Source organism: Mycobacterium sp., assembly GCF_052143115.1.
In the GTDB taxonomy this organism is placed as follows: domain Bacteria; phylum Actinomycetota; class Actinomycetes; order Mycobacteriales; family Mycobacteriaceae; genus Mycobacterium.
Genome location: NZ_JBKQTQ010000301.1, coordinates 1 through 24,872, shown reverse-complemented (window position 1 = coordinate 24,872; position 24,872 = coordinate 1). Strand labels below are relative to the sequence as shown.

Annotated in this window: 23 protein-coding genes and 1 pseudogene; 18 read left to right on the top strand and 6 right to left on the bottom strand. The window is 67.7% G+C overall.

Annotation, left to right across the window (positions count from 1 at the left end):
- The first annotated feature begins 147 nt into the window (after positions 1–147).
- A complete protein-coding gene (locus ACLQI9_RS29880; protein WP_442381988.1) occupies positions 148–1,896 on the top strand; it encodes a proline--tRNA ligase in 1,749 nt (582 codons plus the stop codon).
- Between the two features lie 5 nt (positions 1,897–1,901).
- On the opposite strand, the gene ACLQI9_RS29875 is transcribed toward ACLQI9_RS29880, so the two are convergent.
- Positions 1,902–2,360 carry a ferritin-like domain-containing protein gene (locus tag ACLQI9_RS29875; protein WP_442392645.1) on the bottom strand — a complete coding sequence of 153 codons (459 nt, stop codon included), beginning with the start codon at positions 2,358–2,360 and terminating at the stop codon, positions 1,902–1,904.
- Positions 2,357–2,884, bottom strand: coding sequence for a hypothetical protein (locus ACLQI9_RS29870; RefSeq protein WP_442381984.1), 528 nt, complete (start codon positions 2,882–2,884; stop codon positions 2,357–2,359). Before ACLQI9_RS29870 ends, ACLQI9_RS29875 begins: the two co-directional genes overlap by 4 nt.
- A 183-nt stretch (positions 2,885–3,067) precedes the next feature.
- Between ACLQI9_RS29870 and rimP the strand changes: the two genes are divergently transcribed.
- The 11 genes from rimP to ACLQI9_RS29815 all read left to right on the top strand — a co-directional run bounded on the left by rimP (position 3,068) and on the right by ACLQI9_RS29815 (position 16,064).
- Positions 3,068–3,607, top strand: coding sequence for a ribosome maturation factor RimP (gene rimP, locus ACLQI9_RS29865; protein ID WP_442381982.1), 540 nt, complete (start codon positions 3,068–3,070; stop codon positions 3,605–3,607).
- Complete coding sequence (nusA, locus tag ACLQI9_RS29860) at positions 3,604–4,647, top strand: transcription termination factor NusA (RefSeq protein WP_442381980.1); 1,044 nt, start codon at positions 3,604–3,606, stop codon at positions 4,645–4,647. Before rimP ends, nusA begins: the two co-directional genes overlap by 4 nt.
- An 11-nt stretch (positions 4,648–4,658) precedes the next feature.
- Positions 4,659–5,756 carry a glycoside hydrolase family 172 protein gene (locus tag ACLQI9_RS29855; protein ID WP_442381978.1) on the top strand — a complete coding sequence of 366 codons (1,098 nt, stop codon included), beginning with the start codon at positions 4,659–4,661 and terminating at the stop codon, positions 5,754–5,756.
- A complete protein-coding gene (locus tag ACLQI9_RS29850) occupies positions 5,753–8,383 on the top strand; it encodes a GH116 family glycosyl-hydrolase (RefSeq protein ID WP_442392643.1) in 2,631 nt (876 codons plus the stop codon). The genes ACLQI9_RS29855 and ACLQI9_RS29850 overlap by 4 nt, the downstream gene beginning before the upstream one ends.
- Positions 8,384–8,549: 166 nt before the next feature.
- Positions 8,550–8,921: a YlxR family protein gene (locus ACLQI9_RS29845; protein WP_324398696.1), complete on the top strand. Its 372-nt coding sequence runs from the start codon at positions 8,550–8,552 to the stop codon at positions 8,919–8,921.
- 66 nt (positions 8,922–8,987) lie between these two features.
- Positions 8,988–11,702: a translation initiation factor IF-2 gene (infB, locus tag ACLQI9_RS29840; RefSeq protein ID WP_442392641.1), complete on the top strand. Its 2,715-nt coding sequence runs from the start codon at positions 8,988–8,990 to the stop codon at positions 11,700–11,702.
- 30 nt (positions 11,703–11,732) lie between these two features.
- The gene (rbfA, locus tag ACLQI9_RS29835) at positions 11,733–12,218 is read left to right on the top strand and encodes a 30S ribosome-binding factor RbfA (RefSeq protein WP_442378602.1); all 486 of its coding nucleotides are present in this window, start codon (positions 11,733–11,735) and stop codon (positions 12,216–12,218) included.
- On the top strand, positions 12,193–13,194 hold the full coding sequence (locus tag ACLQI9_RS29830; RefSeq protein ID WP_442378601.1) for a DHH family phosphoesterase: 1,002 nt from the start codon (positions 12,193–12,195) through the stop codon (positions 13,192–13,194). Before rbfA ends, ACLQI9_RS29830 begins: the two co-directional genes overlap by 26 nt.
- Positions 13,191–14,510 (top strand): MATE family efflux transporter, encoded by a 1,320-nt coding sequence (locus ACLQI9_RS29825; RefSeq protein ID WP_442378600.1) that lies wholly within the window; start codon positions 13,191–13,193, stop codon positions 14,508–14,510. The genes ACLQI9_RS29830 and ACLQI9_RS29825 overlap by 4 nt, the downstream gene beginning before the upstream one ends.
- A 75-nt stretch (positions 14,511–14,585) precedes the next feature.
- Positions 14,586–15,719 carry a BTAD domain-containing putative transcriptional regulator gene (locus tag ACLQI9_RS29820; protein WP_442378599.1) on the top strand — a complete coding sequence of 378 codons (1,134 nt, stop codon included), beginning with the start codon at positions 14,586–14,588 and terminating at the stop codon, positions 15,717–15,719.
- Positions 15,720–15,848: 129 nt separating this feature from the next.
- Positions 15,849–16,064 (top strand): hypothetical protein, encoded by a 216-nt coding sequence (locus ACLQI9_RS29815; RefSeq protein WP_442378598.1) that lies wholly within the window; start codon positions 15,849–15,851, stop codon positions 16,062–16,064.
- 67 nt (positions 16,065–16,131) lie between these two features.
- Here ACLQI9_RS29815 and ACLQI9_RS29810 read toward each other — a convergent pair whose 3' ends face one another.
- Positions 16,132–16,881 carry an enoyl-CoA hydratase gene (locus ACLQI9_RS29810; protein ID WP_442378597.1) on the bottom strand — a complete coding sequence of 250 codons (750 nt, stop codon included), beginning with the start codon at positions 16,879–16,881 and terminating at the stop codon, positions 16,132–16,134.
- Between the two features lie 159 nt (positions 16,882–17,040).
- Here ACLQI9_RS29810 and ACLQI9_RS29805 point away from each other — a divergent pair, with 159 nt between their 5' ends.
- On the top strand, positions 17,041–17,289 hold the full coding sequence (locus ACLQI9_RS29805) for a DUF2277 family protein (protein WP_442378596.1): 249 nt from the start codon (positions 17,041–17,043) through the stop codon (positions 17,287–17,289).
- A gap of 11 nt (positions 17,290–17,300) precedes the next feature.
- Positions 17,301–17,861: a DUF1802 family protein gene (locus tag ACLQI9_RS29800; RefSeq protein ID WP_442378595.1), complete on the top strand. Its 561-nt coding sequence runs from the start codon at positions 17,301–17,303 to the stop codon at positions 17,859–17,861.
- 18 nt (positions 17,862–17,879) lie between these two features.
- Here the strand turns inward: ACLQI9_RS29800 and ACLQI9_RS29795 are convergent, their stop codons facing one another.
- From ACLQI9_RS29795 to ACLQI9_RS29785, 3 genes and pseudogenes are all read right to left on the bottom strand, one after another.
- Complete coding sequence (locus ACLQI9_RS29795) at positions 17,880–18,866, bottom strand: alpha/beta fold hydrolase (RefSeq protein ID WP_442378594.1); 987 nt, start codon at positions 18,864–18,866, stop codon at positions 17,880–17,882.
- Between the two features lie 3 nt (positions 18,867–18,869).
- Entirely contained in the window at positions 18,870–20,543 is a 1,674-nt protein-coding gene (locus tag ACLQI9_RS29790; protein ID WP_442378593.1) for a CocE/NonD family hydrolase, read from the bottom strand.
- 35 nt (positions 20,544–20,578) lie between these two features.
- Positions 20,579–21,159: pseudogene (locus ACLQI9_RS29785) on the bottom strand (DUF3558 domain-containing protein).
- 299 nt (positions 21,160–21,458) lie between these two features.
- Between ACLQI9_RS29785 and ACLQI9_RS29780 the strand changes: the two are divergent.
- From ACLQI9_RS29780 to ACLQI9_RS29765, 4 genes are all read left to right on the top strand, one after another.
- The gene (locus tag ACLQI9_RS29780; protein ID WP_442378592.1) at positions 21,459–22,436 is read left to right on the top strand and encodes a metallophosphoesterase family protein; all 978 of its coding nucleotides are present in this window, start codon (positions 21,459–21,461) and stop codon (positions 22,434–22,436) included.
- Positions 22,433–23,128, top strand: a complete 696-nt coding sequence (gene pptT, locus ACLQI9_RS29775; protein WP_442378591.1) for a 4'-phosphopantetheinyl transferase PptT — start codon at positions 22,433–22,435, stop codon at positions 23,126–23,128. The genes ACLQI9_RS29780 and pptT overlap by 4 nt, the downstream gene beginning before the upstream one ends.
- Positions 23,125–24,000 (top strand): tRNA pseudouridine(55) synthase TruB, encoded by an 876-nt coding sequence (truB, locus tag ACLQI9_RS29770; protein ID WP_442378590.1) that lies wholly within the window; start codon positions 23,125–23,127, stop codon positions 23,998–24,000. Before pptT ends, truB begins: the two co-directional genes overlap by 4 nt.
- Before the next feature lie 22 nt (positions 24,001–24,022).
- The coding region (locus ACLQI9_RS29765; protein WP_442392638.1) for a lipid-transfer protein at positions 24,023–24,872 on the top strand (850 nt) is incomplete at its 3' end.

Below are 24,872 nucleotides of genomic sequence, written 5' to 3'. Positions count from 1 at the left end.
GCGCTCGCGATCGCCGCTGTGCTTGATGGCGCCGCCCCGCTTCGCCCGGCTGTCAGCCGCGCTCGCGATCGTCGCTGTGCTTGATGGCGCCGACCCGCTTCGCCCGGCTGTCAGCCGCGCTCGCGATCGCCGCTAGGCTTGCGCGCTGTGATCACCCGGATGTCCGAGCTGTTCTTGCGCACGCTGCGCGACGACCCCGCCGACGCCGAAGTTGCCAGCCACAAGCTGTTGATCCGCGCGGGGTACGTTCGACCGGTCGCACCCGGGCTGTACAGCTGGCTGCCGCTCGGGCTGCGGGTGCTGCGCAACATCGAACGCGTCGTTCGGGCAGAAATGAACGCCATCGGCGGGCAGGAGATCCTCTTTCCGGCCTTGCTGCCGCGCGGGCCCTACGAGACGACGAACCGCTGGACCGAGTACGGCGACGGTATTTTTCGGCTCCATGACCGCCGCGGCAACGACTATCTGCTCGCCCCGACCCACGAGGAAGTCTTCACCTTGACGGTGAAAGGGGAGTACAGCTCTTACAAAGACTTCCCGCTGGTGCTCTACCAGATCCAGACCAAGTACCGCGACGAGGCGCGGCCCCGGGCCGGCCTGCTGCGGGTCCGCGAGTTCGTGATGAAGGACTCCTACACCTTCGACATCGATGACGCCGGGCTCAAGGCCGCCTATGACGCGCACCGCGAGGCCTACCAGCGCATGTTCGACCGGCTGCAGGTGCGCTATGTCATCGTGTCCGCGGTATCGGGCGCGATGGGCGGGTCGGCCTCCGAGGAGTTCCTGGCCGAGAGCGCTATCGGTGAGGACACTTTCGTGCGCTGCCCGGCATCCGGCTACGCGGCCAACGTCGAGGCCGTCATCACCGCTCGCCCGGAAAGCCGGCCGATCGACGGGCTGCCGGAGGCGGTGGTCCACGACACCGGCGACACCCCGACCATCGCGACTTTGGTCGAGTGGGCGAACGGCGCCGACCTGGGCCGCACCGTCACCGCCGCCGACACCTTGAAGAACGTCATGCTCAGGGTTCGCCAACCGGGCAGTGACTGGGAGCTGCTGGGAATCGGGGTACCGGGCGACCGCGAGGTCGACGACAAGCGGCTGGCCGCCGCCCTCGATCCAACCGAATACAAACTGCTCGACGATGACGACTTCACCAAGTATCCGTTTTTAGTTAAGGGGTACATCGGCCCGAAGGCGTTGCGCGACAACGATGTTCGCTACTTCGTCGACCCGCGGATTGTGGACGGCACCAGCTGGATCACCGGCGCCGACAAACTCGGGCAGCATGTCGTCGGGTTGGTCGCGGGCCGCGACTTCACCGCCGACGGCACCATCGAGGCCGCCGAAGTGCGTGACGGTGATCCGTCTCCCGACGGCGCCGGACCGCTGGTCTCCGCCCGCGGCATCGAGATCGGCCACATCTTCCAGCTCGGTCGCAAGTACACCGATGCCTTCACCGTCGACGTGCTCGGTGAAGACGGGAAACCGGTGCGGCTGACCATGGGTTCTTATGGTCTCGGGGTGTCGCGGCTGGTGGCGGTCATCGCCGAGCAGCACCACGACGAGCTGGGGCTGCGGTGGCCGTCCGAGGTTTCGCCGTTCGACGTGCATCTGGTGATCGCCAACAAGGATGCCGAGGCGCGCGCCGGGGCCACCGCGCTGGCGGCCGATCTGGATCGGCTGGGCATCGAGGTGCTGCTCGACGACCGGCAGGCCTCGCCCGGGGTGAAGTTCAAGGACGCCGAACTGCTCGGTGTGCCGTGGATCGTCGTGGTGGGACGCGGCTGGGCGGACGGCACCGTCGAGCTGCGTAATCGGTTCGCCGGCGAGACCCGTGAACTGGCGGTCGGCGCCGGGCTGGCCACCGACATCACGGTTGCCATCGCCGGCTAGCGCCGTTAGTCGCTGCCGGGGAAGGCCGTGGTGATCGGCCAGTCGCCCAGCGCCTGCTTCCATCGGGCGGTCAGCACGGCGCTTTGGGTCAACGCGGTCACCCCGAACCGTCGGTCTTGCGGGTCCTGCGCCTGTTCGATGACCGCGCGCCAGGCCAACTCGGTGTCCTTCTCCATTCGCACGGCCAGGCGGGTCGCATCGGTCGGGTTGTTGACCGGCATCGGCAGTTGGTAGCCCGCGGCGGCCACCGGGGCGCTGACCGAGCGGGCGGCGAGCATCGCGATCACCTGGTCACGACGTTGGCGATGCTGGTTCAGCGCAAAAGACACCAGGCTGTTGGCGTCGGGCTGGCAGTGGGCGGACACAATGCCGTAGCCGTAGATCACGGAGTGCTCGGTGGTCAGTGCAGCGCACAGCGCGGTGTCGTAGGGCGTGTCGTGGCCTGACGGCTCAGCGGACGTCATGAGGCCGATGCTCCGAACACCAGCGCAACGCTGTAGGCCGCCGTGCACGCGGCGGCGATGGAGCCGAGCAAGCCCGCCCGATAGCCCGACGACGTGGTGGCCAGATGAGTGGCGCTGGCCGCGGACGTGCGCAGGGAATCAGTCACGTCGGACAGTGACGGTGGGGGCGCCGGGGCGGCCGAGGCCGTGGGTGTCGGGCTGGTGGTCTGACTGGAGGTGGATGTCGGGTTGACGGCGAGACGGGCGATCTCGGTGGCCAGCGCCTGCGCGTGTTGGGCGCGTTCGGAGGCGACCTCGGTCAGCGCCGCACTAACCGGCTGGGCCGCGGCTGCGGCTGCCGCCGTGGCCAGCTCGCTGTCATGCCGGGCCAGTTTCAATTGCGATTCGAGTTCGTCGACCGCCGACGGTGCGGGCGGCGAACTGCAGGCGGACCCCGTCATCCCGAGCACGGCGAGAGCGGCGCCCCCGGCCAGTACCTGCCGCCTGCTGACCACCGGACTGACAACGGATGGCGTGCGTGGCACAGCAACATCCTGCCATTGCTCTGACCGGGCCTCGCACAGCCCGCCGTAACGCCGGGTGAGCCAGCCGCGATCACGGTTTATACGCCATTCCTGGCGTATCGTTAATGGCTGGCGCCCTGGACGCGCTGAATCGTGCGAACCGGAGCGCCGCCGGACCGGACAACTCAAGATGAGGAGCTCGCCGTGGTCATCGGGCTACCGTCGCAGACGCAGGTGATCGAGCTACTCGATGGTGAGTTCGCGCGCGCAGGCTACGAAATTGAGGATGTCGTCATCGATGCGCGGTCCCGTCCACCGCGGATAACCGTGATTGCCGACGGCGACACCGCCCTCGATCTGGACACCATCACCACGCTGTCCCGTTCGGCGTCGACCTTGCTGGATGCGGTGAAAAGCATTGCGGGTGGCTATGTGCTGGAAGTCAGCTCGCCTGGCGTGGACCGCCCGCTGACCAGCGAGAAGCACTTCCGCCGCGCGCGGGGCCGCAAGGTCGAACTGGCGCTGGCCGACGAAACGCAAATCACCGGACGAGTCGGCGAGATATCCGACAACACGCTGATGCTGGTGGTCCGCGACGATCAGGCCCGGGACTGGGCGGTGCGTCCGGTGCCCATCGGTGAGATCCGGAAAGCTGTTGTCCAGGTTGAGTTTTCGCCTCCGTCCAAACGCGAACTGGAGCTGGCGGCTGTCGATCGGAGTGCGGAAACGGGAGGCAGAACATGAACATCGACATGGCCGCTCTGCACGCGATCGTGGTGGAACGAGGAATCTCGTTCGACGACTTGCTCGAGGACGTCAAGGCCGCGGTGCTCAGCGCTTACCGGCACTCCGAGGGCCATCAGCCGGATGCGCATATCGAAATCGACCGCAAAACCGGTGCCGTCCAGGTGTTCGCCCGTGAGCTCGACGACGACGGGATTGTGCTCAGCGAATGGGAGGACACTCCGGAGGGTTTCGGACGGATCGCGGCCACCACCGCACGGCAGGTCATGCTGCAACGGCTTCGCGACGCCGAGAACGAGCGCACCTTCGGCGAGTTCGCGACCCATGAGGGCGAGATCGTTGCTGGTGTGGTGCAACGTGATAGCCGGGCCAATGCACGCGGCTTCGTCGTCGTCCGAATGGGCAGCGAGACCAAGGGATCTGAGGGCGTGATCCCGGCGGCTGAGCAGGTTCCCGGTGAGGTTTACCAGCATGGTGAACGGCTGCGGTGCTACGTGGTGGGAGTGAGCCGCGGCTCCCGCGAACCGGTGATCACGTTGTCCCGCACTCACCCCAACTTGGTGCGCAAACTGTTTTCGCTGGAGGTCCCCGAGATCGCCGACGGGTCGGTGGAGATTGTCGCGGTGGCACGCGAAGCCGGCCACCGGTCGAAGATCGCGGTTGCTTCTCGGGTTCCCGGCCTGAACGCCAAGGGCGCCTGCATCGGCCCGATGGGTCAGCGGGTGCGCAATGTGATGAGTGAGCTGTCCGGGGAGAAGATCGACATCATCGACTACGACGAGGACCCGGCTCGGTTCGTGGCCAACGCACTGTCGCCGGCCAAGGTGGTTTCAGTGACCGTGATCGATCAGAACGCCCGGGCCGCTCGGGTGGTGGTGCCCGACTTTCAGCTGTCGCTGGCCATCGGCAAGGAGGGCCAGAACGCCCGACTGGCGGCCCGGCTCACTGGCTGGCGCATCGACATCCGCGGGGATTCGCCCGATCAGCCGGCGGACCATCCGGAGCACGGCGCCACCCACGGGATGGCACACGACCGCTGACCCGGTGACCCGTGACCGACCTGCGTTCGCTGGCCCGATTGATCGGTGCCCAGTCCCGTTCGATCAGCCCGGAAAACTTCGACGGGGCGAGGGGCGGCGGCGTCCGCGCCGCAGCGGGCACCGGCGCGGCCTGCGCGGCAGACCTCGGCGTGGGCTGGAAGGTCTCGCCCAGCGTCGAAATCGGTGGACAGACCACGTTCGAGCTGGCCGCCATTGACGGGCCGGGGCTCATCACGCATCTCTGGCTGACCACACACCACAGCAATTGGCGCAGCCTGATCCTGCGCGCCTATTGGGACGGCGCAGACCAGCCCGCGATCGAAGTACCACTCGGCGACTTCTTCGGTCAGGGCTGGTGTGAGTTCGCCCAGCTATCGTCACTGCCGATCGCCGTCAATCCGCACGGCGGCTTCAACAGTTACTGGCCGATGCCGGTGCCCCGGCATGCCCGGCTGACATTGGAGAACCGCGCGCCGCGGACCGCCGTCGTCTATTACCAGATCAGCTACGAGATCGACGTGGACTTCACAACCGAGATGGCCGATACCGGTTATCTGCACTGCCAGTTCCGCCGCAGCAACCCGCTCGCCGCCGGCACGCTGCACCCGATCCTGGATCGTGTCCACGGCGCGGGGAAGTACGTCGGCACCTATCTGGCGTGGGGCGCCAACCACCCCGGCTGGTGGGGTGAGGGCGAAGTCAAGTTCTACCTCGACGGCGACGAGGAGTTCCCCACTATTTGTGGCACCGGTACCGAGGACTATTTCGGCGGCGCGTGGAACTTCGATGTGCCTGGCCAGGGTTACACCACCTACTCGACACCGTTTCTCGGGTTGCATCAGGTCATTCGCCCGGACGGGCTGTATCGCAGCCAGCAGCGGTTCGGCATGTACCGCTGGCATGTCCTCGACCCGATCCACTTCCGCGCCGATCTGCGGGTGGACATCCAGGCCCTCGGTTGGATGTCGCAGCGACGTTACCGGCCGCTGCACGACGACATCGCCTCGACCGCGTTTTTCTACCTGGACCGCCCGTCGGCGCCGCGCCCACCGCTGCCCGACGCCGACGATCTCGAGGTGGGCGCGGAGCCCATGGGCCCGCCGACGTGACCTGGCCGGACGACCTGCGCGCGGCCGAGTGCGACGGGGCCGAGTTCGGCCACCTGGCCATGCCGCTCGGCGGCATCGGCACCGGCAACCTCGCCATCTGCGCTGACGGCGGTCTGCGGCAGTGGCAGCTGCACAACATCGGGAACCACGCCGGCGCGCTACCCGGATCGTTCTTGGCGCTGCGGGTCAGCCGGTGGGAGCCGCCGCTGGACGAGCTGCGCATCCTGCAGGCGTCGCCGCGGGACTCGACGAGCACCCCGCTGGTCAGCGATGATGTCGTGCCGGAGTGGCAACGCGAATTGCTGAGCCGGTATCCCGGGGTGGCGCGCACGACCTTCTCCGGCACCTACCCGGTCGCCCGGGTGCGCTACCTCGACCCCGCCCTTCCGCTGGACGTCACGCTGGAGGCGTTCAACCCGCTGGTCCCGCTGGATGTCGACGCCAGCTCCATCCCGGCTGCGCTGTTCACGTTCCGGCTGGTCAACACCGACAACCACCCGCTGCACGGAACCCTTGGCGCCACCGTGCAGAACGCTGTGGGCTGGGACGGCATCACCCCGATCGACGGCGTTCATGCGCCCGGGTATGGCGGCAACACCAACCGGCTGCTGCGCGGCGACGGCTGGACATGCGTGGTGCTGGAGAACGCCGCGGTCCCCGACGACGCCCCGGGCGCCGGGCAGATGGTGCTGGCCGCCGACGACCCGCGGGCGGCCGCGCTGACCCGGTGGCGGCACACGGATGAGTTCGTCGCCTTTCTGCGTTCGCGGGCGCTGTCCAGCGGCGCACCGCGGCTGGCCGTGGCGGCGGGCATCGCTGACCCGCAGCGGCATGCCCCGCAATCGGCGAGCGGCAGCAGCCCGGAGGGCAGCACCTTCAACGCCGGCGTCGGTGTCCCGTTCCTGCTGGAGCCCGGCGAGGCGCGGCTCATCCGGGTGGCGCTGACCTGGTATTTCCCCAACCGGTACGTCAACTTCGAGCAGTTCGGGCCGGACCGGCCGGAGTGGGGGCGCTCCCGGTTCTGGCTCGGCAACCACTACGCCACCCGCTACGCCGACGCGCAGGACGTGTTCGAGCGGGTGCGCCGAGGCTGGTCGGCGCTGCGCGAGGCCACCGGCGCGTGGACCGGCACACTGGCCCACTCCGGCCTGGACGATGCCGCTGTCACGCATTTCGCCGCCCAGCTCGCGACCGTGCGCAGCCCCACCTGCTTTCGCGCCGCGGACGGGCGGTTCTTCGCCTTCGAGGGGGTGCTGGGTGCTTCCACCGCGATGTGGTCAGGGGCCTACGGCGGCTCTTGTCCGCTCAACTGCACGCACGTATGGAACTACGCGCAGGCGCTCGCGGCGGCGTTTCCCGAACTCGAGCGGAGCATGCGCGAGACCGAGTTCGAGATCATGCAGGCGCCGGCAGGCTACGTACCGCACCGGGTGCTCGCCCCGACCTACCTACCGCAGCCGTGGGGCGAGCCGATCGGCGGCCCGGACCAGCCGGCGCTGGACGGCATGCTCGGCACTGTCCTGAAGGCCTACCGCGAATACCGCGCGGGCGCAGGCATCGACTGGCTGCGCCGCTACTGGCCCAACCTCACCCGCCTGCTGCACTACGTCGACCACGCCTGGAACGTCGACGGCAGCGGGATGCTCAGCGGCATCCAGCCGAGCACCCATGACATTGACCTCACCGGGCACAACTCGTTCATGGGCACGCTGTGGCTGGCCGCGCTGCGGGCCGCCGAAGAGATCGCCCGACTCCTCGACGACATCGACGCGGCGGCCGCGTACCAAGCCACCTTCGCCCAGGCCAGCAAGTCCTACGACGCGGCGCTGTTCACCGGCGAGTATTACGTGCAGCGGCTGCTGCCCGGCGACAACCCCGACTATCAGTGGGGCGACGGGTGCCTGGCCGACCAGCTCATCGGGCAGTGGTGGGCGCACCAGCTCGACCTCGGCCACCTGCTGCCCGCCGAGCACGTGCGCGCCGCCCTCGCCGCGGTGGTGCGGCACAACCTCCGCCGCGGGTTCCGCGACTTCAGTCATCCGTACCGGGTGTTCGCTGACGGTGACGACGCGGGGCTGCTGGAGTGTGCCTGGCCGCACGGCGGCCGGCCCGGGGTCCCGATCCGGTACGCCGACGAGGTGTGGACCGGCTCGGAGTACCAGGTGGCCGCGCACTGCCTGCGCGAGGGCTTGCATCACGAGGGGCGCGCCGTGCTGGACGCCGTGTGGGGACGCTACGACGGGCGGCGGCGCAACCCGTTCAACGAGATCGAGTGCGGCGACCACTACGCCCGCTCGCTCGCCGGCTGGTCGGCGCTGCAGGCGCTGGCAGGGTTCACCCACGACGCCCCGGCCGGCGCCTACACCTTCCGCCGCCCGGACACCGCCCTGCCGTTCCTCGCGGGCTCCGGTTGGGGCCTGTGGTCGCAGCAGGGTGACCAACTCGTCATGGCCTGCACCGGCGGGCAGCTCGACCTGCACCGGCTCACGGTCGTCGGCGGCGTAGGCGAGTACCACGCGTCCGTCGACGGGACGGCCGTGCCGACGCGGTGCACCGACGCAGGCATCGAATTCCCCGATGGCACAAGGCTGATCGCCGCGCAGACACTCATCCTGGCGGCCCGCTGAGGATTTGGACTGTCAGCGGTACTGCGTGATAGCGCGTGGTGGTGAGTTCGTCGACGGTGCTTCGGTGGTGTTGTCAGTGGTGGGTGTCGGCATGTCGCGGCGCGAGCGTAATTGCGGACACATTCGGGTGGTGCTGACCACCGGTTCGGTGCAGGTAAACTAAGCCGTGATCCAGCGCGAGACTTCGGCCTCCGCACATCGACGCGTCGATGGACCGGTGCGGACGTGTGTCGGTTGCCGAAAGCGAGAGTTGGCCGTCGAACTGCTTCGAGTGGTGGCTGTGTCGACCGGGAACGGTAAATACGCCGTGACCGTTGACCCAGCAGGTAGTCTTCCGGGGCGGGGTGCATGGCTGCATCCCATTCCGCAGTGCGCACAACAAGCGATCCGGCGGCGAGCGTTCGCGCGAGCGTTGCGGATCGCCGGAGCACTGGACGCATCAGCGGTGGTCGAGCACATCGAGTTTTTGGACGCGCCCGATCATCCCGCCAACAGAACAGGTAGCGAAGAACATGAGCACACCGTGAAGTCCCGATGACCATGCGTCATAGCTAAACCCGAGGCGCGGCCGACCACAGCTGTCGCCTCATAGACAGGAGATGTAGTGGCAGGCAAGGCGCGCGTACACGAGTTAGCCAAGGAACTCGGTGTTACCAGCAAAGAAGTACTCGCCCGGCTCAGCGAACAGGGCGAATTCGTCAAATCCGCATCGTCGACGGTAGAAGCGCCGGTCGCGCGTCGGCTGCGTGAGTCGTTCGGCGGCAGCAAGCCCGCGCAGGAGAAGACCGCCGGCAACGGCGCGGCCGCAGCCAAAGGCCAGGGGGTCCAGGCCGCCCCGACGGCGCCGAAACCCGCCGGTCCCAAACCGGCCCCGCCGCGCGCGCCGGAGCCGGCCGCGCCGCCGGCCCCGGCTCCGGAACAGCCGCAGGCGGCGGCACCGTCGCCGACCCCGACGCGGCCCGGACCTATGCCGGGCCCGCGCCCGGTCCCGAAGCCGGCGGCTCGCACGCCGCGCGTCGGCAACAACCCGTTCTCGACGGCACAGCCGGTGGACCGGCCAATTCCGCGTCCGCTGGCCCCGCGCCCAGGTGCCGCCCGGCCCGGTGCCCCCCGCCCGGGCGCGTCGCCCGGCAGCATGCCACCCCGCCCTGGCGGCGGCTCCGGTGGTGGACAAGGTCGTCCACCACGTCCCGGCGCGCCGCGACCCGGCGGCGTCGGCGGTCGGCCAGGTGGTCCTGGCGGCGGTCGGCCCGGCGGCGGCGGTGGCGGCGGTAACTACCGCGGCGGCGGCGCCGGCGGCGCCGGCGGTGGTGGTGGCGTTGGTGCTCCACCCGGCAGTGGTGGTGGGTTCCGTGGCCGTCCCGGCGGCGGTGGCGGTGGACGCCCTGGCCAGCGCGGCGGTGCTGCCGGCGCGTTCGGCCGTCCCGGCGGCGCGCCGCGGCGCGGCCGCAAGTCCAAGCGGGCGAAACGCGCCGAGTACGAGAACATGCAGGCGCCGGTCGTCGGCGGCGTGCGGCTACCGCACGGCAATGGCGAGACCATCCGGCTGGCGCGTGGCGCGTCGCTGTCGGATTTCGCCGAGAAGATCGATGCCAACCCGGCCGCGCTGGTGCAGGCGCTGTTCAACCTCGGCGAGATGGTGACCGCGACCCAGTCGGTCGGCGACGAGACGCTCGAGCTGCTGGGCAGCGAAATGAACTACGTGGTTCAGGTCGTCAGCCCCGAGGACGAAGACCGCGAGCTGCTGGAATCCTTCGACCTGAGCTACGGCGAAGACGACGGCACCGAGGAAGACCTACAGACCCGCCCGCCGGTGGTGACCGTGATGGGTCACGTCGACCACGGTAAAACCCGACTGCTGGACACCATACGCAAGGCCAACGTCCGCGAGGCCGAGGCCGGGGGCATCACCCAGCACATCGGTGCTTACCAGGTGTCCGTCGACCTCGACGGCGACGAGCGGCTGATCACCTTTATCGACACCCCGGGTCACGAGGCGTTCACCGCCATGCGTGCCCGCGGTGCCAAGGCCACCGACATCGCGATCGTGGTGGTGGCCGCCGACGACGGTGTGATGCCGCAGACGGTGGAGGCCATCAACCACGCCCAGGCCGCCGACGTGCCGATCGTGGTGGCGGTGAACAAGATCGACAAAGAAGGTGCCGACCCGGCCAAGATCCGGTCTCAGCTGACCGAATACGGTCTGGTGGCAGAGGATTTCGGTGGCGACACGATGTTCGTCGACATCTCGGCCAAGCAGGGCACCAACATTGAGGCGCTGGAGGAGGCGGTGCTGCTGACCGCCGACGCCGCGCTGGATCTACGGGCCAACCCCGACATGGAAGCCCAGGGTGTGGCGATCGAGGCGCACCTGGACCGCGGCCGCGGCCCGGTGGCCACCGTGCTGGTGCAGCGCGGCACGCTGCACGTCGGCGACTCGGTCGTCGCCGGCGACGCGTATGGCCGGGTCCGCCGGATGGTCGACGAATACGGCGACGACATCGAGGAGGCGCTGCCGTCACGGCCAGTGCAGGTCATCGGTTTCACGTCGGTGCCCGGCGCAGGCGACAACTTCCTGGTGGTCGACGAGGACCGCATTGCCCGCCAAATCGCCGACCGACGCAGCGCGCGCAAGCGCAACGCCCTGGCGGCGCGCTCGCGCAAGCGGATTAGCCTGGAGGACCTGGACTCGGCGCTGAAGGAAACCAGCCAGCTGAACCTGATCCTCAAGGGTGACAACGCCGGTACCGTCGAGGCGCTGGAAGAGGCGCTAATGGGGATCGTGGTCGACGACGAGGTGGAGCTGCGCGTCATCGACCGCGGTGTCGGCGGTATCACCGAGACCAACGTCAACCTGGCGTCGGCCTCGGACGCGGTGATCATCGGCTTCAATGTGCGTGCGGAGGGCAAAGCGACCGAACTGGCCAACCGCGAAGGCGTGGACATCCGCTACTACTCGGTGATCTATCAGGCGATCGACGAGATCGAGAAGGCCCTGCGCGGCATGCTCAAGCCGATCTACGAGGAGAACCAGCTGGGTCGTGCCGAGATCCGCGCGCTGTTCCGCTCGTCGAAGGTTGGTCTGATCGCCGGTTGCCTGGTGACTTCCGGGGTGGTGCGCCGCAACGCCAAAGCGCGGCTGCTGCGGGACAACATCGTGGTGGCCGATAACCTCACGGTGTCCTCGCTGCGACGGGAGAAGGATGACGTCACCGAGGTCCGCGACGGATACGAGTGTGGTCTGACGCTGACCTACTCCGACATCAAAGAAGGCGACGTCATCGAAACCTACGAGCTGGTTCAGAAGGAACGCGCCTGAACATGAATGGCAACAACCTGAGCATGCGGCATGGCTGACCCGGCCCGGGCCCGCCGGCTGGCCAAGCGGATCTCCGAAATCGTCGCGTCGGCGATCGAGTACGAGATCAAAGACCCGGGACTGGCCGGCGTGACCATCGTCGACGCCAAGGTGTCCGGTGACCTGCACGACGCGACGCTGTACTACACGGTGATGGGGTCGACGCTGGATGACGAGCCCGATTACGCCGGCGCGGCGGCGGCGCTGGACCGCGCCAAGGGTGTGCTGCGCACCAAGGTTGGCGCCGGCACCGGCGTTCGGTTCACTCCCACACTGACGTTCACCCGGGACACGGTGTCCGACTCCGTGCAGCGAATGGAAGAGTTGCTGGCCCGCGCCCGTGCCGCTGACGCCGATGTGGCTCGGGTTCGCGAAGGTGCCAAGCCCGCCGGAGAGGCCGACCCCTATCGGGTATCCGGCGACGCGGATGGACCTGACGGGGAAGGCGCCGATGACGACGATCAACTCGAAGACTGAATCGACCGCCACGGCGCGACGCGTCGACGCCGTCGGAGCCGCCGAGGTACTGTCCGCCGCCGCCACTGTCGCGGTGGTCTGCCACGTCTATCCCGACGCTGACACGATCGGCGCCGGCCTCGCGCTGGGCTTGGTGCTGGACCAGTGCGGCAAGGCCGTCCAGGTCAGCTTCGCGGCCCCGGCAGCGCTTCCGGAGTCTTTGCAGTCGCTGCCCGGCGGGCAGCTGCTGGTCGATCCCCACGCCATGCGTCGCGATGTCGATCTGGTTGTGACCGTGGATATTCCGAGCATCAACCGGCTCGGAGACCTGCGCGAAATGGCCGGTACCGGGCAAGAGCTGCTGGTGATCGACCACCACGCGTCGAACCAGCTGTTCGGCACCGTGAACTTCGTCGACCCGTCGGCGGACTCCACCACCATGCTGGTTGCCGAGCTGCTCGACGCGTGGGGCAAGCCGATCGACACCGAAGTGGCGCACTGCCTCTACGCGGGGCTGACGACCGATACCGGGTCGTTCCGGTGGGCCAGCGCGCGCGCACATCGGCTGGCGGCGCGGCTGGTCGAGTTGGGCGTCGACAACGCGGCGATCAGCCGGTCGCTGATGGACACCCATCCCTTCCGCTGGCTGATGATGCTGTCCCGGGTGTTGGGTTCGGCGCAGCTGTTGCCGGACGCTGTCGACGGTCGCGGCCTGGTGTACGCCGTTGTCGGACACCAGGAATGGATCAGCGCGCGGCCGGAAGAAGTGGAGAGCATCGTCGACATCGTCCGCACCACCGGGGAGGCCGAGGTGTCGGCGGTGTTCAAAGAAACCCAGCCGCAGCAGTGGTCGGTGTCGATGCGCGCGAAGGCCGCGGTGGATCTCTCCACGGTCGCTTCGACATTCGGCGGCGGCGGTCACAAGCTGGCCGCCGGCTACTCGACCACCGGTTCAATCGACGATGTGGTGACCTCGCTGCGCGCCGCTCTAGGGTGACCGGCCCGGGCCACCCACAGGCGGGTGGCCGAGAGATAGCGCAGCTGGCGCTGCCGGCGTTGGGCGTGCTCGCGGCCGAGCCGCTCTACTTACTGTTCGACACCGCGGTCGTCGGCCGGCTGGGCGCGTTGAGCCTGGCCGGGCTGGCCATCGGAGGATTGATCCTCGGCATGGTCGGTTCCGATCTGACGTTTCTGTCGTACGGCACCACCGCGCGCTCGGCCCGCCACTTCGGCGCCGAAGACCGGGAATCGGCGGTGGTGGAAGGCCTGCAGGCGACCTGGTTGGCGCTGGCTCTTGGGGGGCTGGTCGTCGTCGTGGTGCAGGCGGCGGCAGTTCCGCTGGTGTCGGCCATCGCAGGGTCGGCCGACATCGCGAATGCGGCGTTGCCCTGGCTGCGCATCGCGATCTGGGGTGCGCCGGCGATTCTGGTGTCGCTGGCCGGCAACGGGTGGCTGCGCGGTGTTCAGGACACCGTCCGCCCGCTGCGCTACGTGGTCGCCGGGTTCGGGCTGTCGGCGCTGCTGTGCCCGCTGCTGGTGTACGGCTGGCTGGGGTTGCCTCGTCTGCAGCTGGCCGGGTCGGCGGTGGCCAACCTCGCTGGCCAATGGCTGGCCGCGCTGCTGTTCGGACGCGCGTTGCTGGCTGAACGAGTGCCGCTGCGCCTCGACCGCACGGTACTGCGAACCCAAGTGGTACTGGGGCGCGACCTGTTGGTGCGAACGCTGGCATTTCAGGCCTGTTTCGTCTCGGCGGCCGCGGTCGCCGCCCGGTTCGGCGCCGCGGCGTTGGGCGCCCACCAGGTGGTGCTGCAGCTGTGGGAGTTCCTTGCGCTGGTTCTTGATTCGCTGGCCATCGCCGCGCAGGCGCTGGTCGGTGCGGCGCTCGGCGCCGGTGACGCCTCGCGCGCGAGATCGGTGGCCCGGCGCGTGACGGTGTCCTCGACAATCGCGGCCGGTGCGCTGGCCGCGGTGTTTGCCGTCGGTTCCTCCGTGCTGCCCAAACTCTTCACCGACGACAGTTCGGTGCTGGCTGCGATCGGAGTCCCGTGGTGGTTCCTGGTAGCCCAATTACCTTTTGCAGGAATTGTTTTCGCCCTCGACGGCGTGCTGCTGGGCGCCGGGGACGCCGCGTTCATGCGCACTGCCACTGTGGTCAGCGCGCTGGTTGGCTTTCTGCCGCTGATTTGGCTGTCGCTGGTGTTCGGCTGGGGGCTGGCGGGCATCTGGTCGGGGCTGAGCACGTTCATCGTGCTGCGACTGATCTTCGTCGGGTGGCGAGTGGTTTCGGGCCGCTGGGCGGTTACCGGGACGTGAGCGCACGGCGCAGCAGCAACTTGCGGTCACAATGGTGAGCTGACGCCCACGCAGACCCGAAAGGCGGGCAGCACGATGGGAAACGCAGGTCTCAACTTCGGTGTTCTGGGACCGTTGCAGGTGACTGCGAACGGCAACCCGGTGCCGTTGGGCGCCCCGAAGCAGCGGACGGTGTTGGCCATGCTGGTGCTCAACCGGAACCGGCCGGTGTCGGTCGAGTCCCTGATCAACGCGGTCTGGGATCAGAGTCCGGCGCCGGCAGCACGGACAAGCATTCACTCCTACGTGTCCAACCTGCGCCGACTGCTGGGCGGCGCCGGGTATGACCCGAACAAGGTGCTGGTGAGCGCCCCGCCGGGATATCAACTCAGCGTCCCTGACGCCGATTGCGATCTCGGGCGTTTCATCACCGAGAAGAACGCCGGGGTGCACGCCGCCGCCGCCGGACGGTTCGAGGACGCGAGCAGCTCCTTGTCGGCTGCGCTGGCCGAGTGGCGCGGCCCGGTTCTCGATGACCTGCGCGAATTCGCCTTCGTCGACACGTTTGCCACCGCGCTGTCCGAGGTCAAAGTGATGACCCAGATCGGCCTCGCCCAAGCCGAGATCGCCTGCGGACGCGCCGACGCCGTGATCGTTCACCTCGAGGCCCTTGCCGCCGAACATCCTTTCCGGGAACCGCTGTGGGCTCAGTTGATCACCGCCTACTACGTCGCCGAGCGGCAGTCTGACGCCCTCGACGCGTACCGGCGACTGAAGGCGAACCTGGCCGAAAACCTCGGGATCGACCCCGGTCCCACTGTGAGGACCCTGCATGAGCGAATCCTGCGCCAGGAGCCCCTGGACACCAGGCACACTGCCCAGACCACCGCCATGAACAGCGTCGTCGACCTCGGCCCGCACACCGACACGGTGGCCGGCCGGTCGGCCGTTGCCGAGCTACGGGGGAGGGACGGCAAGCGCTACCGGCTGCAGTCATCGACCCGGATCGGCCGGCGACCCGACAACGACATCGTTCTCGACGACGACGACGTCAGTCGCTACCACGCCGTCGTCATCGACACCGGAAGCAGCTTTGTGATCAGCGATCTGTGCTCCACCAACGGTGTCCAGGTGCAAGGCCGGCGGATCCGAAGTGCTGCCACTCTCGCTGATGGTGACCATGTCCGCATCGGCGGCCACGAGTTCACTTTCCAAATCAGCACGTGCTGAGCAGCGCAGATACCGCCCGCAGCAAGCGCAAGAATTTCGCAAGAATCTCTCCAGAGCCCGCCAAGGCGCCTGTTGCAACCTTGTGGTGTCGGGAAAGCAACCGACCCTAGCGAGGTAAGGAACCCAACCATGAAGTCGAAGAAAGTTTCCAAGCTCCGTGTCGCGGCAGCCGGCCTACTGGCCGCCGTCGGTCTGTCTCTCCTTGGATCGTTGGCGGCGCCCGTCGCGTCCGCTGACCCGTGGGTGCCGGGCACCGGACCGTTGCACCCGATCCGCCACTACGCGGCGGATGTCCTGCACCCGGTGTGGGCCCTCACCCACCCCATCCGCGCCACGATCCCCTGATCGACGGACCGGTCTCACAAACGCGATCTGCCCCGTTTCCTCCTCCGGAAACGGGGCAGATCGCCGTCTACCGCACCTGCGCGCGTCCGCGCTGCAGGACGGCTTCCCGGTTGGCGGCAATGTCGTCGCCGGAGGTCCGAAATTGCCTGGCTGCCATCGCTTCCAGCCAAAGCCCCTCGCTGGTGTGCGATTCGTCGATCCGGTGATAGGACGTCAGCAGAGCCCGCACCGCGCTCTGGTTGTTGCCGACGATGCTCGTTGCCACCTCACGCGCGGCGGTCAGCAGCCGCTCATGTGGCACCACTTCGGTGACCAGGCCGGCCCGCAGCGCATCGTCGGCGGACAAGTAGTCACCGGTCAGGCTCATGCGACGGGCCAGTCCGACGCCCACTTTCTGAGGTAACCGCACGCTGAGCCCCCACGTCGGCAGCAGACCCACCCGAGCATGGGTATCGGCGAATCGCGCATGCTCCGAAGCGATCAGGATGTCGCAGTACAGCGCCAGCTCCAGCCCACCGGTGACCGCGGCGCCGTTGATCGCGCCGATGACGGGCTTGCTCAACGGTGGCCAGCGCGGCGAGATGTCCGGTAGCGCCGACTGCCCGCCCAGCTCTTTGAGATCGAGCCCCGCGCAGAACACCGGGTCGTTGCCGGTCAGGATGAGGACGTCGACGGCGTCGTCGGCGTCGGCCTCGGCCAGGGCCGTGAAAAACCGATCCCGCAGCGCGGCCGACAACGCGTTGCGCGATTGCGGTCGGTTCAGGGTCAGGGTGCGTACCCGATCGTCGGTGTGGATCAACAGGATGTCGTCGGTCATGAGTGCCGCTCCTCCTCATCGCTTCGCTCTGCATCGTCGCCGGCGGGGATCATGCGCCGCTCCTCCTCATCGCTTCGCTCTGCATCGTCGCCGGCGCGGGTCATATCGCAACCGTAGTCAGTCCGACCGGCCGCGGCCCGACCGCCTTATCGTTGAGGCATGTGCCGGAACATCACCGAATTGCGCGGACTCGAGCCTCCGGCGACGACCGAGGAGATCGCGGCGGCCGCGCGGCAATATGTGCGCAAGGTCAGCGGCATCACGCATCCCTCGTCGCCCAACGCCGAGGCGTTCGAAGCGGCGGTGGCCGAAGTCGCGGCGACGACAACACGGCTGTTGGCCGCCTTGCCGCCGCGCCGCCAGCCTCCGAAGACCTCCCCGCCGTTGCGTCGGCTGGCGACGAGATGACGCGGGGCCCGATGACGCAAGCCGCGACGGTGCCCGCGCTCAAGGAGTGGAGCGCGGTGGTGCACGCGCTGCTGGACGGCCGGCAGTGGGTGCTGTTGCGCAAAGGCGGGATTGGCGAGAAGCGTTTCGAGGTTGCCGCCCGCGAGTTCATGCTGTTCCCGACGGTCGCGCACAGTCACGCCGAGCGGGTCCGGCCCGAATTTCAGGACTTGCTCAGGGCTGCGGCTGGCGACAGCGCCGATGACCGTGTCGTGGTGCGGGCGGCGGCGAAAGTCGTTGCGGCACTGCCGGTCAACCGGCCCGACAACATCGAGGCGATCCAGGATCTACATATCTGGACCGCCGAGTCGGTGCGACAGGACCGGCTGGACTTTCGGCCCAAGCATCGGTTGGCGGTGCTGGTCGTGCAGGCCATACCTTTGGTCGAGCCGGTGGAACTCGCCCGCAATCCCGACTACGCTGGCTGCACCAGCTGGGTCCAGCTGCCTGTGCAGGCGTCGCTGGGCACTCCCGTGCACGGCGAAGCGTCGCTACGACGAGTCGCTGCCCGCGTGAGTGATGCCGTCGGATGAGGTTGGGCCGCAACCGTTTCACAAAGTCTGGTCTACTAGGACCGCGCCGTCCGGGCGGTCCCCGAGGGTGCACAGCGCAGTCGGCTCAGCTGCTGCGGTGAGTCGCACCACTTGCGCCAGTTGCGCCGCGGCATCGCATTGCAGATAGTGATCGGCGGTCGGCAGTATCCAGTAGCGGTTTCGTCCCGGCTTGTCCTTGAGGAATTTTTGCCAGACGAAGTTCGCGACCCGGACAGGGGAGACGTTGTCATGCAAGCCCCACACCAGGCTGGTGTTGATCTCGTTTGCGGAAAGCGCAGCGAGCCAACTGGTTTCGTCGGCGGCGCGCTCATTCAAGTACTGAATCGTGTCCGGCAGCACCCCGATCCCGTCGTTGTGCGCGAAGCATTTTGTCAGGGCGGTGATCTCGGGATCGCTGGGTGTTCGCCGCGGCATGTACGCGGCCACGCCCATGCCGGCGGCAAGCAGCTCCGGCGTCGTCGCCTGCGCCGTGCTCCGCGCCGTAGCGGGGTCGAGAAGCGCAGTCTGGAATGCGGTGAGATTGGCCAACGGGAGATAGATGTTGGCATTCGTCAGGATGACTTCGGCAGGCGCGTTTCGCTGATCCGACGTCGCGAACATGGAAAGCGCGATCATGCCGACGCTGGTGCCACGGTCATGGGTCAGCATGGTGTATCGCTGGAGTTGCCATACGTTCGTGATCGCGTGGATCAGCAGGCGCGCATCATCGTAAAGCGAATACACATAAGGTGCGGGTGGCTTGTCCGAGAGTCCGTAGCCGGGGAAGTCCAGCAGGAAAATGTCGAAGTCCGCGCTCAACTCGCGCGTCAGCGCGAAGTAGTCGATGCTTGCGGTCGGGAAGCCGTGCACGCACACCAGTGCCGGTGCACCCGGTGTGCCGCAGCGACGGGTGAAGACGGCAACTTCCGCTTCATCGTTCGCCGCGGTTGATGACCGCCAATGGATTTCCGTTCCGCCGCTTCGCCACTCGTCGAAGATGTCCATCGGTTAGGCGTTCTCGGTCGGAAGCACGACCCGGGAAGCGCCGAAGTGCAGCTCATGGGTGGAGGGCTCGAGTCGGCTTCCTGTCGCCGTGGCCTCACCGGTCCCGAGGTTACGGGCGTAGCGGGGATGGCTGCCGCCGGCGATCAACACGCGGATGCGTGACCCGGCGCGGAACCGGTGGGCGATCGCGTCGAGTTCGACGCTGACGGAGTCAGTCGCGTCGGCCAGCCGCCGATAGCCGTCGCTGACATTGCGGGAGCGGCCCCTGGCGTCGACCTCGCTGATCCGGGCGAACACGTCGAGATGGGGGTTGTCGGAGCTATGCGCCAATTCGGCGACCGGGTTGCCGTGCACGCACAGATCCTCGTCGAGCACGTCGGTGGTGAAGCTGAGCACGTCGCTGCGCGCTACCAACGCGGTGTCGTCCCGGTAACCGCCGTCCGGCGACAACAGTCGACCCCCGATGGTCGGCGTCGGGTCGGCCGGGTCATAGCGAAAGCTCAGCGAGGACGCGAAGGATCCAGCCGCGGTCGACGGCGGCGTGTCGGCCAGGCCGCCACCGGGCTGCAGGTACAGCGCGCGATCGCTGGTGGTCGGCGGCCAATCGGCCACCTCGCGCCAGCCCTCGCCGGCGACGAACACGCGAAGTCTGCTGGGTCGCGAGGTGGCCGGTCGACCGCCGAGGTGGGTGTCCAGCCAGTCCTGTGTTTCCCCGGCGATGGTGCGCAGACCCTGGAAGAGCAACTGGGTGTGTGTCCACGGCCCGATGGTCAACGCCACGTCGACACCGCGGTCCCGAAGATGCCGATACTGCTCGAGCGACTGTTCAAGGAACAGGTCTTGCCAACCGCCGATCAGCAGCACCGGCACCTGCACCCGATCGAGCGCGGCGCCGAATCGCATCGGCTCCCAGAACGGCTCGTTGTCATCGGGATGGTCCAGCCACGACTCCCACCACGGCGCGTCGGTGCCCAGCAGCGCCCGGCCGGCCGCACCCAGCGGCACCTCACCGGCGACCTGTATCACCTTTTTCTGCGCGCGCAGCTGGCGGATACCGGCGCGGATTCGTCCGGGATCTTCTTGGTGGGCAACCAGATGGCTCCACCCGAGGAAGTCGTTGACCGTGAACGAGCCGGTGCCCCAGGCCGCGGCGCTGAAATCATGAGGGCCCGCGGTGATGACGGCCGCAGCCAACTCAGGCGGCGGATCCTGCAGCAGCGCCCACTGGGTGAACCCCAGATAGGAAATCCCCATGGTGGCGAAGCGACCGGTGAACCACGGCTGCTCCCGGAGCCAGGCGACCGTGTCGGCGCCGTCGGCCGCTTCGTGAACCATCGGCTGGAAGATGCCGCCCGAGCCGAACGTCCCCCGCACACTTTGCAGCAGCACGCGGTAACCGCGAGCGGCATAAAGCGCGCCGTACAGCAGCGAGAACGGAAACCCGCGTCCATAGGGTCCGCGGACCAGCAAGGTGCCGACCGGTTCGGTGTCGCCGGCGGGCACGTAGTGGTCGGCCACCAGTTCGACGCCGTCGCGCATCGGGATCGCGACCCGGCTGACCGTATAGCCGGTGGTCGGCGCGGGCAGGCGCAACGTCCGGCCGAGGGCACGGCCGGCGAATCGCGTGGTCAATGAGCTCAGCGCCGACCCGGTGGGTTGGGTGGATGTGGTGGTCACCAGATCAGGTTATGGCCGCACCCAAGGACGTGGGCCTAGAACTTGTAGTATGGGGAAAGATCGTTTGCCCGCTGCAGGTTGATGGATGGGCAGTCGACTTCCGGGCTGGAGTAGACCGTCGAGTAGTACAGCGACTGCTGGATGACCCCGTAGCTGGTCTTGAAGATCACCATGCAGGAGATGTACCAGTAGCTGTTGTGGTAGGTGGGCTTGAGGTTCCAGTACTGGGCGGCGCGGTGGCCGTTGACCGTCGTCTCGATGGCGTCGGCCGGTAGCGACTGGTCGTAATTGCGCCAGATGATCGGCTCGACGGCCGACTGGTAGTTGCCCGCGTCGTAGTGGCAGCGCAGCCCTTCTTCGTGCTGGGGGGAGTGAACGACAGGCCCAGCCGAGAAATGACGTCGAACGGAATGTCTTGGCAGGGGTCGAAAGGGCTGGGGTCGGTGGTCGCCACGATCGGGCTTTTCATCGTCGTGGGCGGATCCATCGGTGCGGCGGTCGACCGTAGTTGCACCTTCGGGATGCCGACCTTGGCAGACGGCGCACTCTGCGACACCACCACCACCGCTGTGACCAGGGCACCGAGCGCCGCGAGTAGACGCAGCTTGGTGACCATCACACCCCTCCATTTGGTCCGGCTTTGCGGGGAGTGTCCAAGTCGCAACTGGGCCGTCACAGTGGAAACGAGAACCTGTTCTAGTCCGGCGACGATGGACGCCGGGACGGCGTCAGGAGGAGCCGGACTATCGAAACGAGTCCGGCGACGGTGGACGCCGGGACGGCGTCAGGTGGGGGCACGCCCCCTCGCCGCTGCGCGGCTGGGGGTACCCCCACCCGCTTGCGGGGGAGAGCCGGACAATCGGAACGAGTCCGTCGACGAGGCATCCACCGGCGCGATCGTTAGGCTTGGGAGCCGTGGCTGGGCAACAACACGGGCAGGAGCCGACGACCGCGCGGCAGCCGACGCTGTGGGCGATCTCCGACCTGCACGTCGGCCACCTCGGCAACAAGCCCGTCACCGAATCGCTGTACCCGTCGTCGCCGGACGACTGGTTGATCGTCGCCGGTGATGTCGCCGAGCGCACTGACGACATTCGCTGGTCGCTGGATGTGCTGCGGCGACGGTTCGCCAAGGTGATCTGGGTGCCCGGGAACCATGAGCTGTGGACCACCAACAAGGACCCGAACCAGATCTTCGGCCGCGCGCGCTACGACTACCTGGTCAACATGTGCGACGAGATGGGCATCGTGACCCCGGAGCACCCGTTTCCGGTGTGGACCGAGCGGGGCGGCCCGGCCACCATCGTGCCGCTGTTTCTGCTGTACGACTACACGTTCTTGCCGAACGGCGCGACCACCAAAGCCGAGGGGCTGGCGATCGCGCGAGAACGCAACGTCGTGGCCACTGACGAGTTCCTGCTCTCACCCGAGCCGTATCGCACTCGCGACGCCTGGTGCCGTGATCGCCTGGTCGCCACCCGCAAGCGGCTCGAAGACCTCGACTGGATGACGCCGACGGTGCTGGTCAACCATTTCCCGCTGGTGCGTGAACCCTGCGATTCGCTGTTCTACCCGGAGTTCTCGCTGTGGTGCGGAACCACCGAGACCGCCGACTGGCACACCCGCTACAACGCGATCTGTTCGGTCTACGGCCATCTGCACATTCCGCGCACCACCTGGTACGACGGAGTCCGCTTCGAAGAGGTCTCGGTGGGTTATCCGCGAGAGTGGCGCCGGCGCAAACCGTTCAGCTGGCTTCGCCAAGTGCTACCCGATCCGCAGTACGCGCCCGGCTATCTCAACGACTTCGGCGGTCATTTCGTCATCACCGAAGAGATGCGGGCCCAGGCGCAGCAGTTCCGAGAGCGACTGCGCCAGCGGCAGTCGCGATGACGCTGAGCAAACTGATCTCGTCGGTGCTGCCCGGCGCGGGGGAGTCCGTCGACAACCTGGCGTCTGCTGAGCTGTACTCCGACCCGCCCGGGCTGGCACCGATGCCCGAGGAAGAGCCGTTGATCGCGCGGTCGGTGGCCAAGCGGCGCAACGAATTCATCACCGTCCGGTACTGCGCTCGTCTGGCGCTGGGCGAACTCGGGTTTCGACCGGTACCGATCCTCAAGGGGGACAAGGGCGAACCATGCTGGCCCGACGGTGCGGTCGGCAGCCTTACCCACTGTGCGGGCTACCGTGGTGCGGTGGTCGGCCGCGGTGCGGTGGTGCGCTCGGTGGGAGTCGACGCCGAGCCGCATGACGTGTTGCCGGACGGCGTGCTCGACGCCATCAGCCTGCAAGCGGAACGCCGTGAAATAGAAGCGCTGGCTGCCCTGTCAACCGGTGTGCATTGGGACCGAATCCTGTTCTGCGCCAAAGAGGCAACGTACAAGGCGTGGTTCCCGCTGACCAAGCGCTGGCTGGGTTTCGAAGACGCACACATCACGTTCGATATCGACGGCTCCGGCTCGGCCGGCAGTTTCGAATCGGTGATCTTGATCGACGGCGCCACGCTCTCAGGCCCGCCGCTGAAGTCACTGGCCGGACGGTGGTCGGTTGAGCGGGAATTGGTGCTCACGGCGATTGTGTTATGAGCGCCGGCCTTGTGATCGTCGACAAACCGGCCGGCATGACGAGCCACGACGTGGTCGGGCGCTGCCGACGCATCTTCGGCACCCGGCGGGTAGGTCACGCCGGGACGCTGGACCCGATGGCCACCGGCGTGTTGGTGATCGGGGTAGACCGAGCCACCAAGATTTTGGGGTTGCTGACCGGCGCGTCGAAGTCTTATGCGGCCACCATACGCCTGGGCCAAACCACGTCCACGGAGGACGCGGAAGGCGAACTGTTGCAAGAATTCTCGACCGAAAACCTGACCGAGGCAACTATCGTCGCGGCGATCGCTGAGTTGCGCGGCGACATCATGCAGGTGCCGTCGACGGTCAGCGCGGTCAAAGTCGGCGGGCAACGGGCCTATCGGCTGGCGCGCGAGGGGCAGACCGTGGAACTGGCCGCCCGGCCGGTGCGGATCGATCGGTTCGAGATGTTGGCCCTGCGCAGCGGACGGTTCGTCGATCTCGATGTAGAGGTGGACTGTTCCTCCGGGACTTACATCCGCGCCCTGGCCCGTGATCTCGGCGACGCGCTGACGGTCGGCGGTCACCTGACCGCGCTGCGGCGCAGCCGGGTCGGCCGGTTCGGTCTGGACCAGGCACGCTCACTCGACGAGCTGGCCGAGCGGCCGCGGCTGAACCTGACCCTCGACGAGGCCTGCCTGCAGATGTTTCCGCGGCGCGGCCTCACCGCCGAGGAGGCCGACGCGGCCGCCAACGGCCGCGCGCTGGGGCCGGCCGGCATCGACGGCGTCTACGCCGCGCAGGACGCCGACGGCCGGGTTATCGCGCTGCTGCGCGACGACGGCGTGGGGACAAAGTCAGTCGTCGTCATCCGGCCGGCCACGCTCTAAGCGTCCGCCGTACGCTAGGGCAATGGCAAACAAGGTCTACGTCATCGGCGTCGGGATGACGAAGTTCGAGAAACCGGGCCGCCGTGAAGGCTGGGACTACCCCGACATGGCGCGCGAATCCGGAACCAACGCGCTGCAGGATGCCGGCATCGCTTACAGCGAGGTCGAGCAGGGCTACGTCGGCTATGTTGCTGGCGATTCGACCTCCGGGCAGCGGGCGCTCTACGAGCTGGGCATGACCGGGATTCCGATTGTCAACGTCAACAACAACTGCTCGACCGGCTCTACGGCGCTCTTTTTGGCGGCGCAGGCCATCCGCGGCGGGCTCGCCGACTGCACCATCGCGCTCGGCTTCGAGAAGATGCAACCCGGCGCGTTGAGCGGTGGCGCCCAGGACCGCGAATCGCCGATGGGCAAGCACGTCAAGGCGATGGCCGAGATCGACGAGTTCGCGATGCCCGTCGCACCGTGGATGTTCGGCGCGGCGGGCCGCGAGCACATGAAGCAATACGGCACCACCGCAGAACATTTCGCCAAGATCGGCTACAAGAACCACAAGCACTCCGTCAACAACCCGTACGCGCAGTTCCAGGAGTCCTACACGCTGGACGACATCCTGGCGGCGCGGATGATCTCCGACCCGCTGACCAAGCTGCAGTGCTCGCCGACTTCGGACGGTTCGGGCGCGGCGATCGTGGCTTCGGAAGCGTTCGTCGACCAGCACGGGCTGGCCGGTCAGGCGGTGGAGATCGTCGGCCAGGCCATGACCACCGACTTCGCGTCGACGTTCGACGGCAGCGCCAAAAACCTCATCGGCTATGACATGAATGTGCAAGCCGCACAACGCGTTTACGACCAGTCCGGGTTGGGTC

Bases quoted from the DNA above. Each gene is read 5' to 3' on its own strand.
- ACLQI9_RS29875 (WP_442392645.1), bottom strand. From the start codon at position 2,360: ATGACGTCCGCTGAGCCGTCAGGCCACGACACGCCCTACGACACCGCG.
- nusA (WP_442381980.1), top strand. From the start codon at position 3,604: ATGAACATCGACATGGCCGCTCTGCACGCGATCGTGGTGGAACGAGGA.
- rbfA (WP_442378602.1), top strand. From the start codon at position 11,733: ATGGCTGACCCGGCCCGGGCCCGCCGGCTGGCCAAGCGGATCTCCGAA.
- ACLQI9_RS29830 (WP_442378601.1), top strand. From the start codon at position 12,193: ATGACGACGATCAACTCGAAGACTGAATCGACCGCCACGGCGCGACGC.
- ACLQI9_RS29820 (WP_442378599.1), top strand. From the start codon at position 14,586: ATGGGAAACGCAGGTCTCAACTTCGGTGTTCTGGGACCGTTGCAGGTG.
- ACLQI9_RS29815 (WP_442378598.1), top strand. From the start codon at position 15,849: ATGAAGTCGAAGAAAGTTTCCAAGCTCCGTGTCGCGGCAGCCGGCCTA.
- ACLQI9_RS29810 (WP_442378597.1), bottom strand. From the start codon at position 16,881: ATGACCGACGACATCCTGTTGATCCACACCGACGATCGGGTACGCACC.
- ACLQI9_RS29805 (WP_442378596.1), top strand. From the start codon at position 17,041: ATGTGCCGGAACATCACCGAATTGCGCGGACTCGAGCCTCCGGCGACG.
- ACLQI9_RS29800 (WP_442378595.1), top strand. From the start codon at position 17,301: ATGACGCAAGCCGCGACGGTGCCCGCGCTCAAGGAGTGGAGCGCGGTG.
- ACLQI9_RS29795 (WP_442378594.1), bottom strand. From the start codon at position 18,866: ATGGACATCTTCGACGAGTGGCGAAGCGGCGGAACGGAAATCCATTGG.
- pptT (WP_442378591.1), top strand. From the start codon at position 22,433: ATGACGCTGAGCAAACTGATCTCGTCGGTGCTGCCCGGCGCGGGGGAG.
- truB (WP_442378590.1), top strand. From the start codon at position 23,125: ATGAGCGCCGGCCTTGTGATCGTCGACAAACCGGCCGGCATGACGAGC.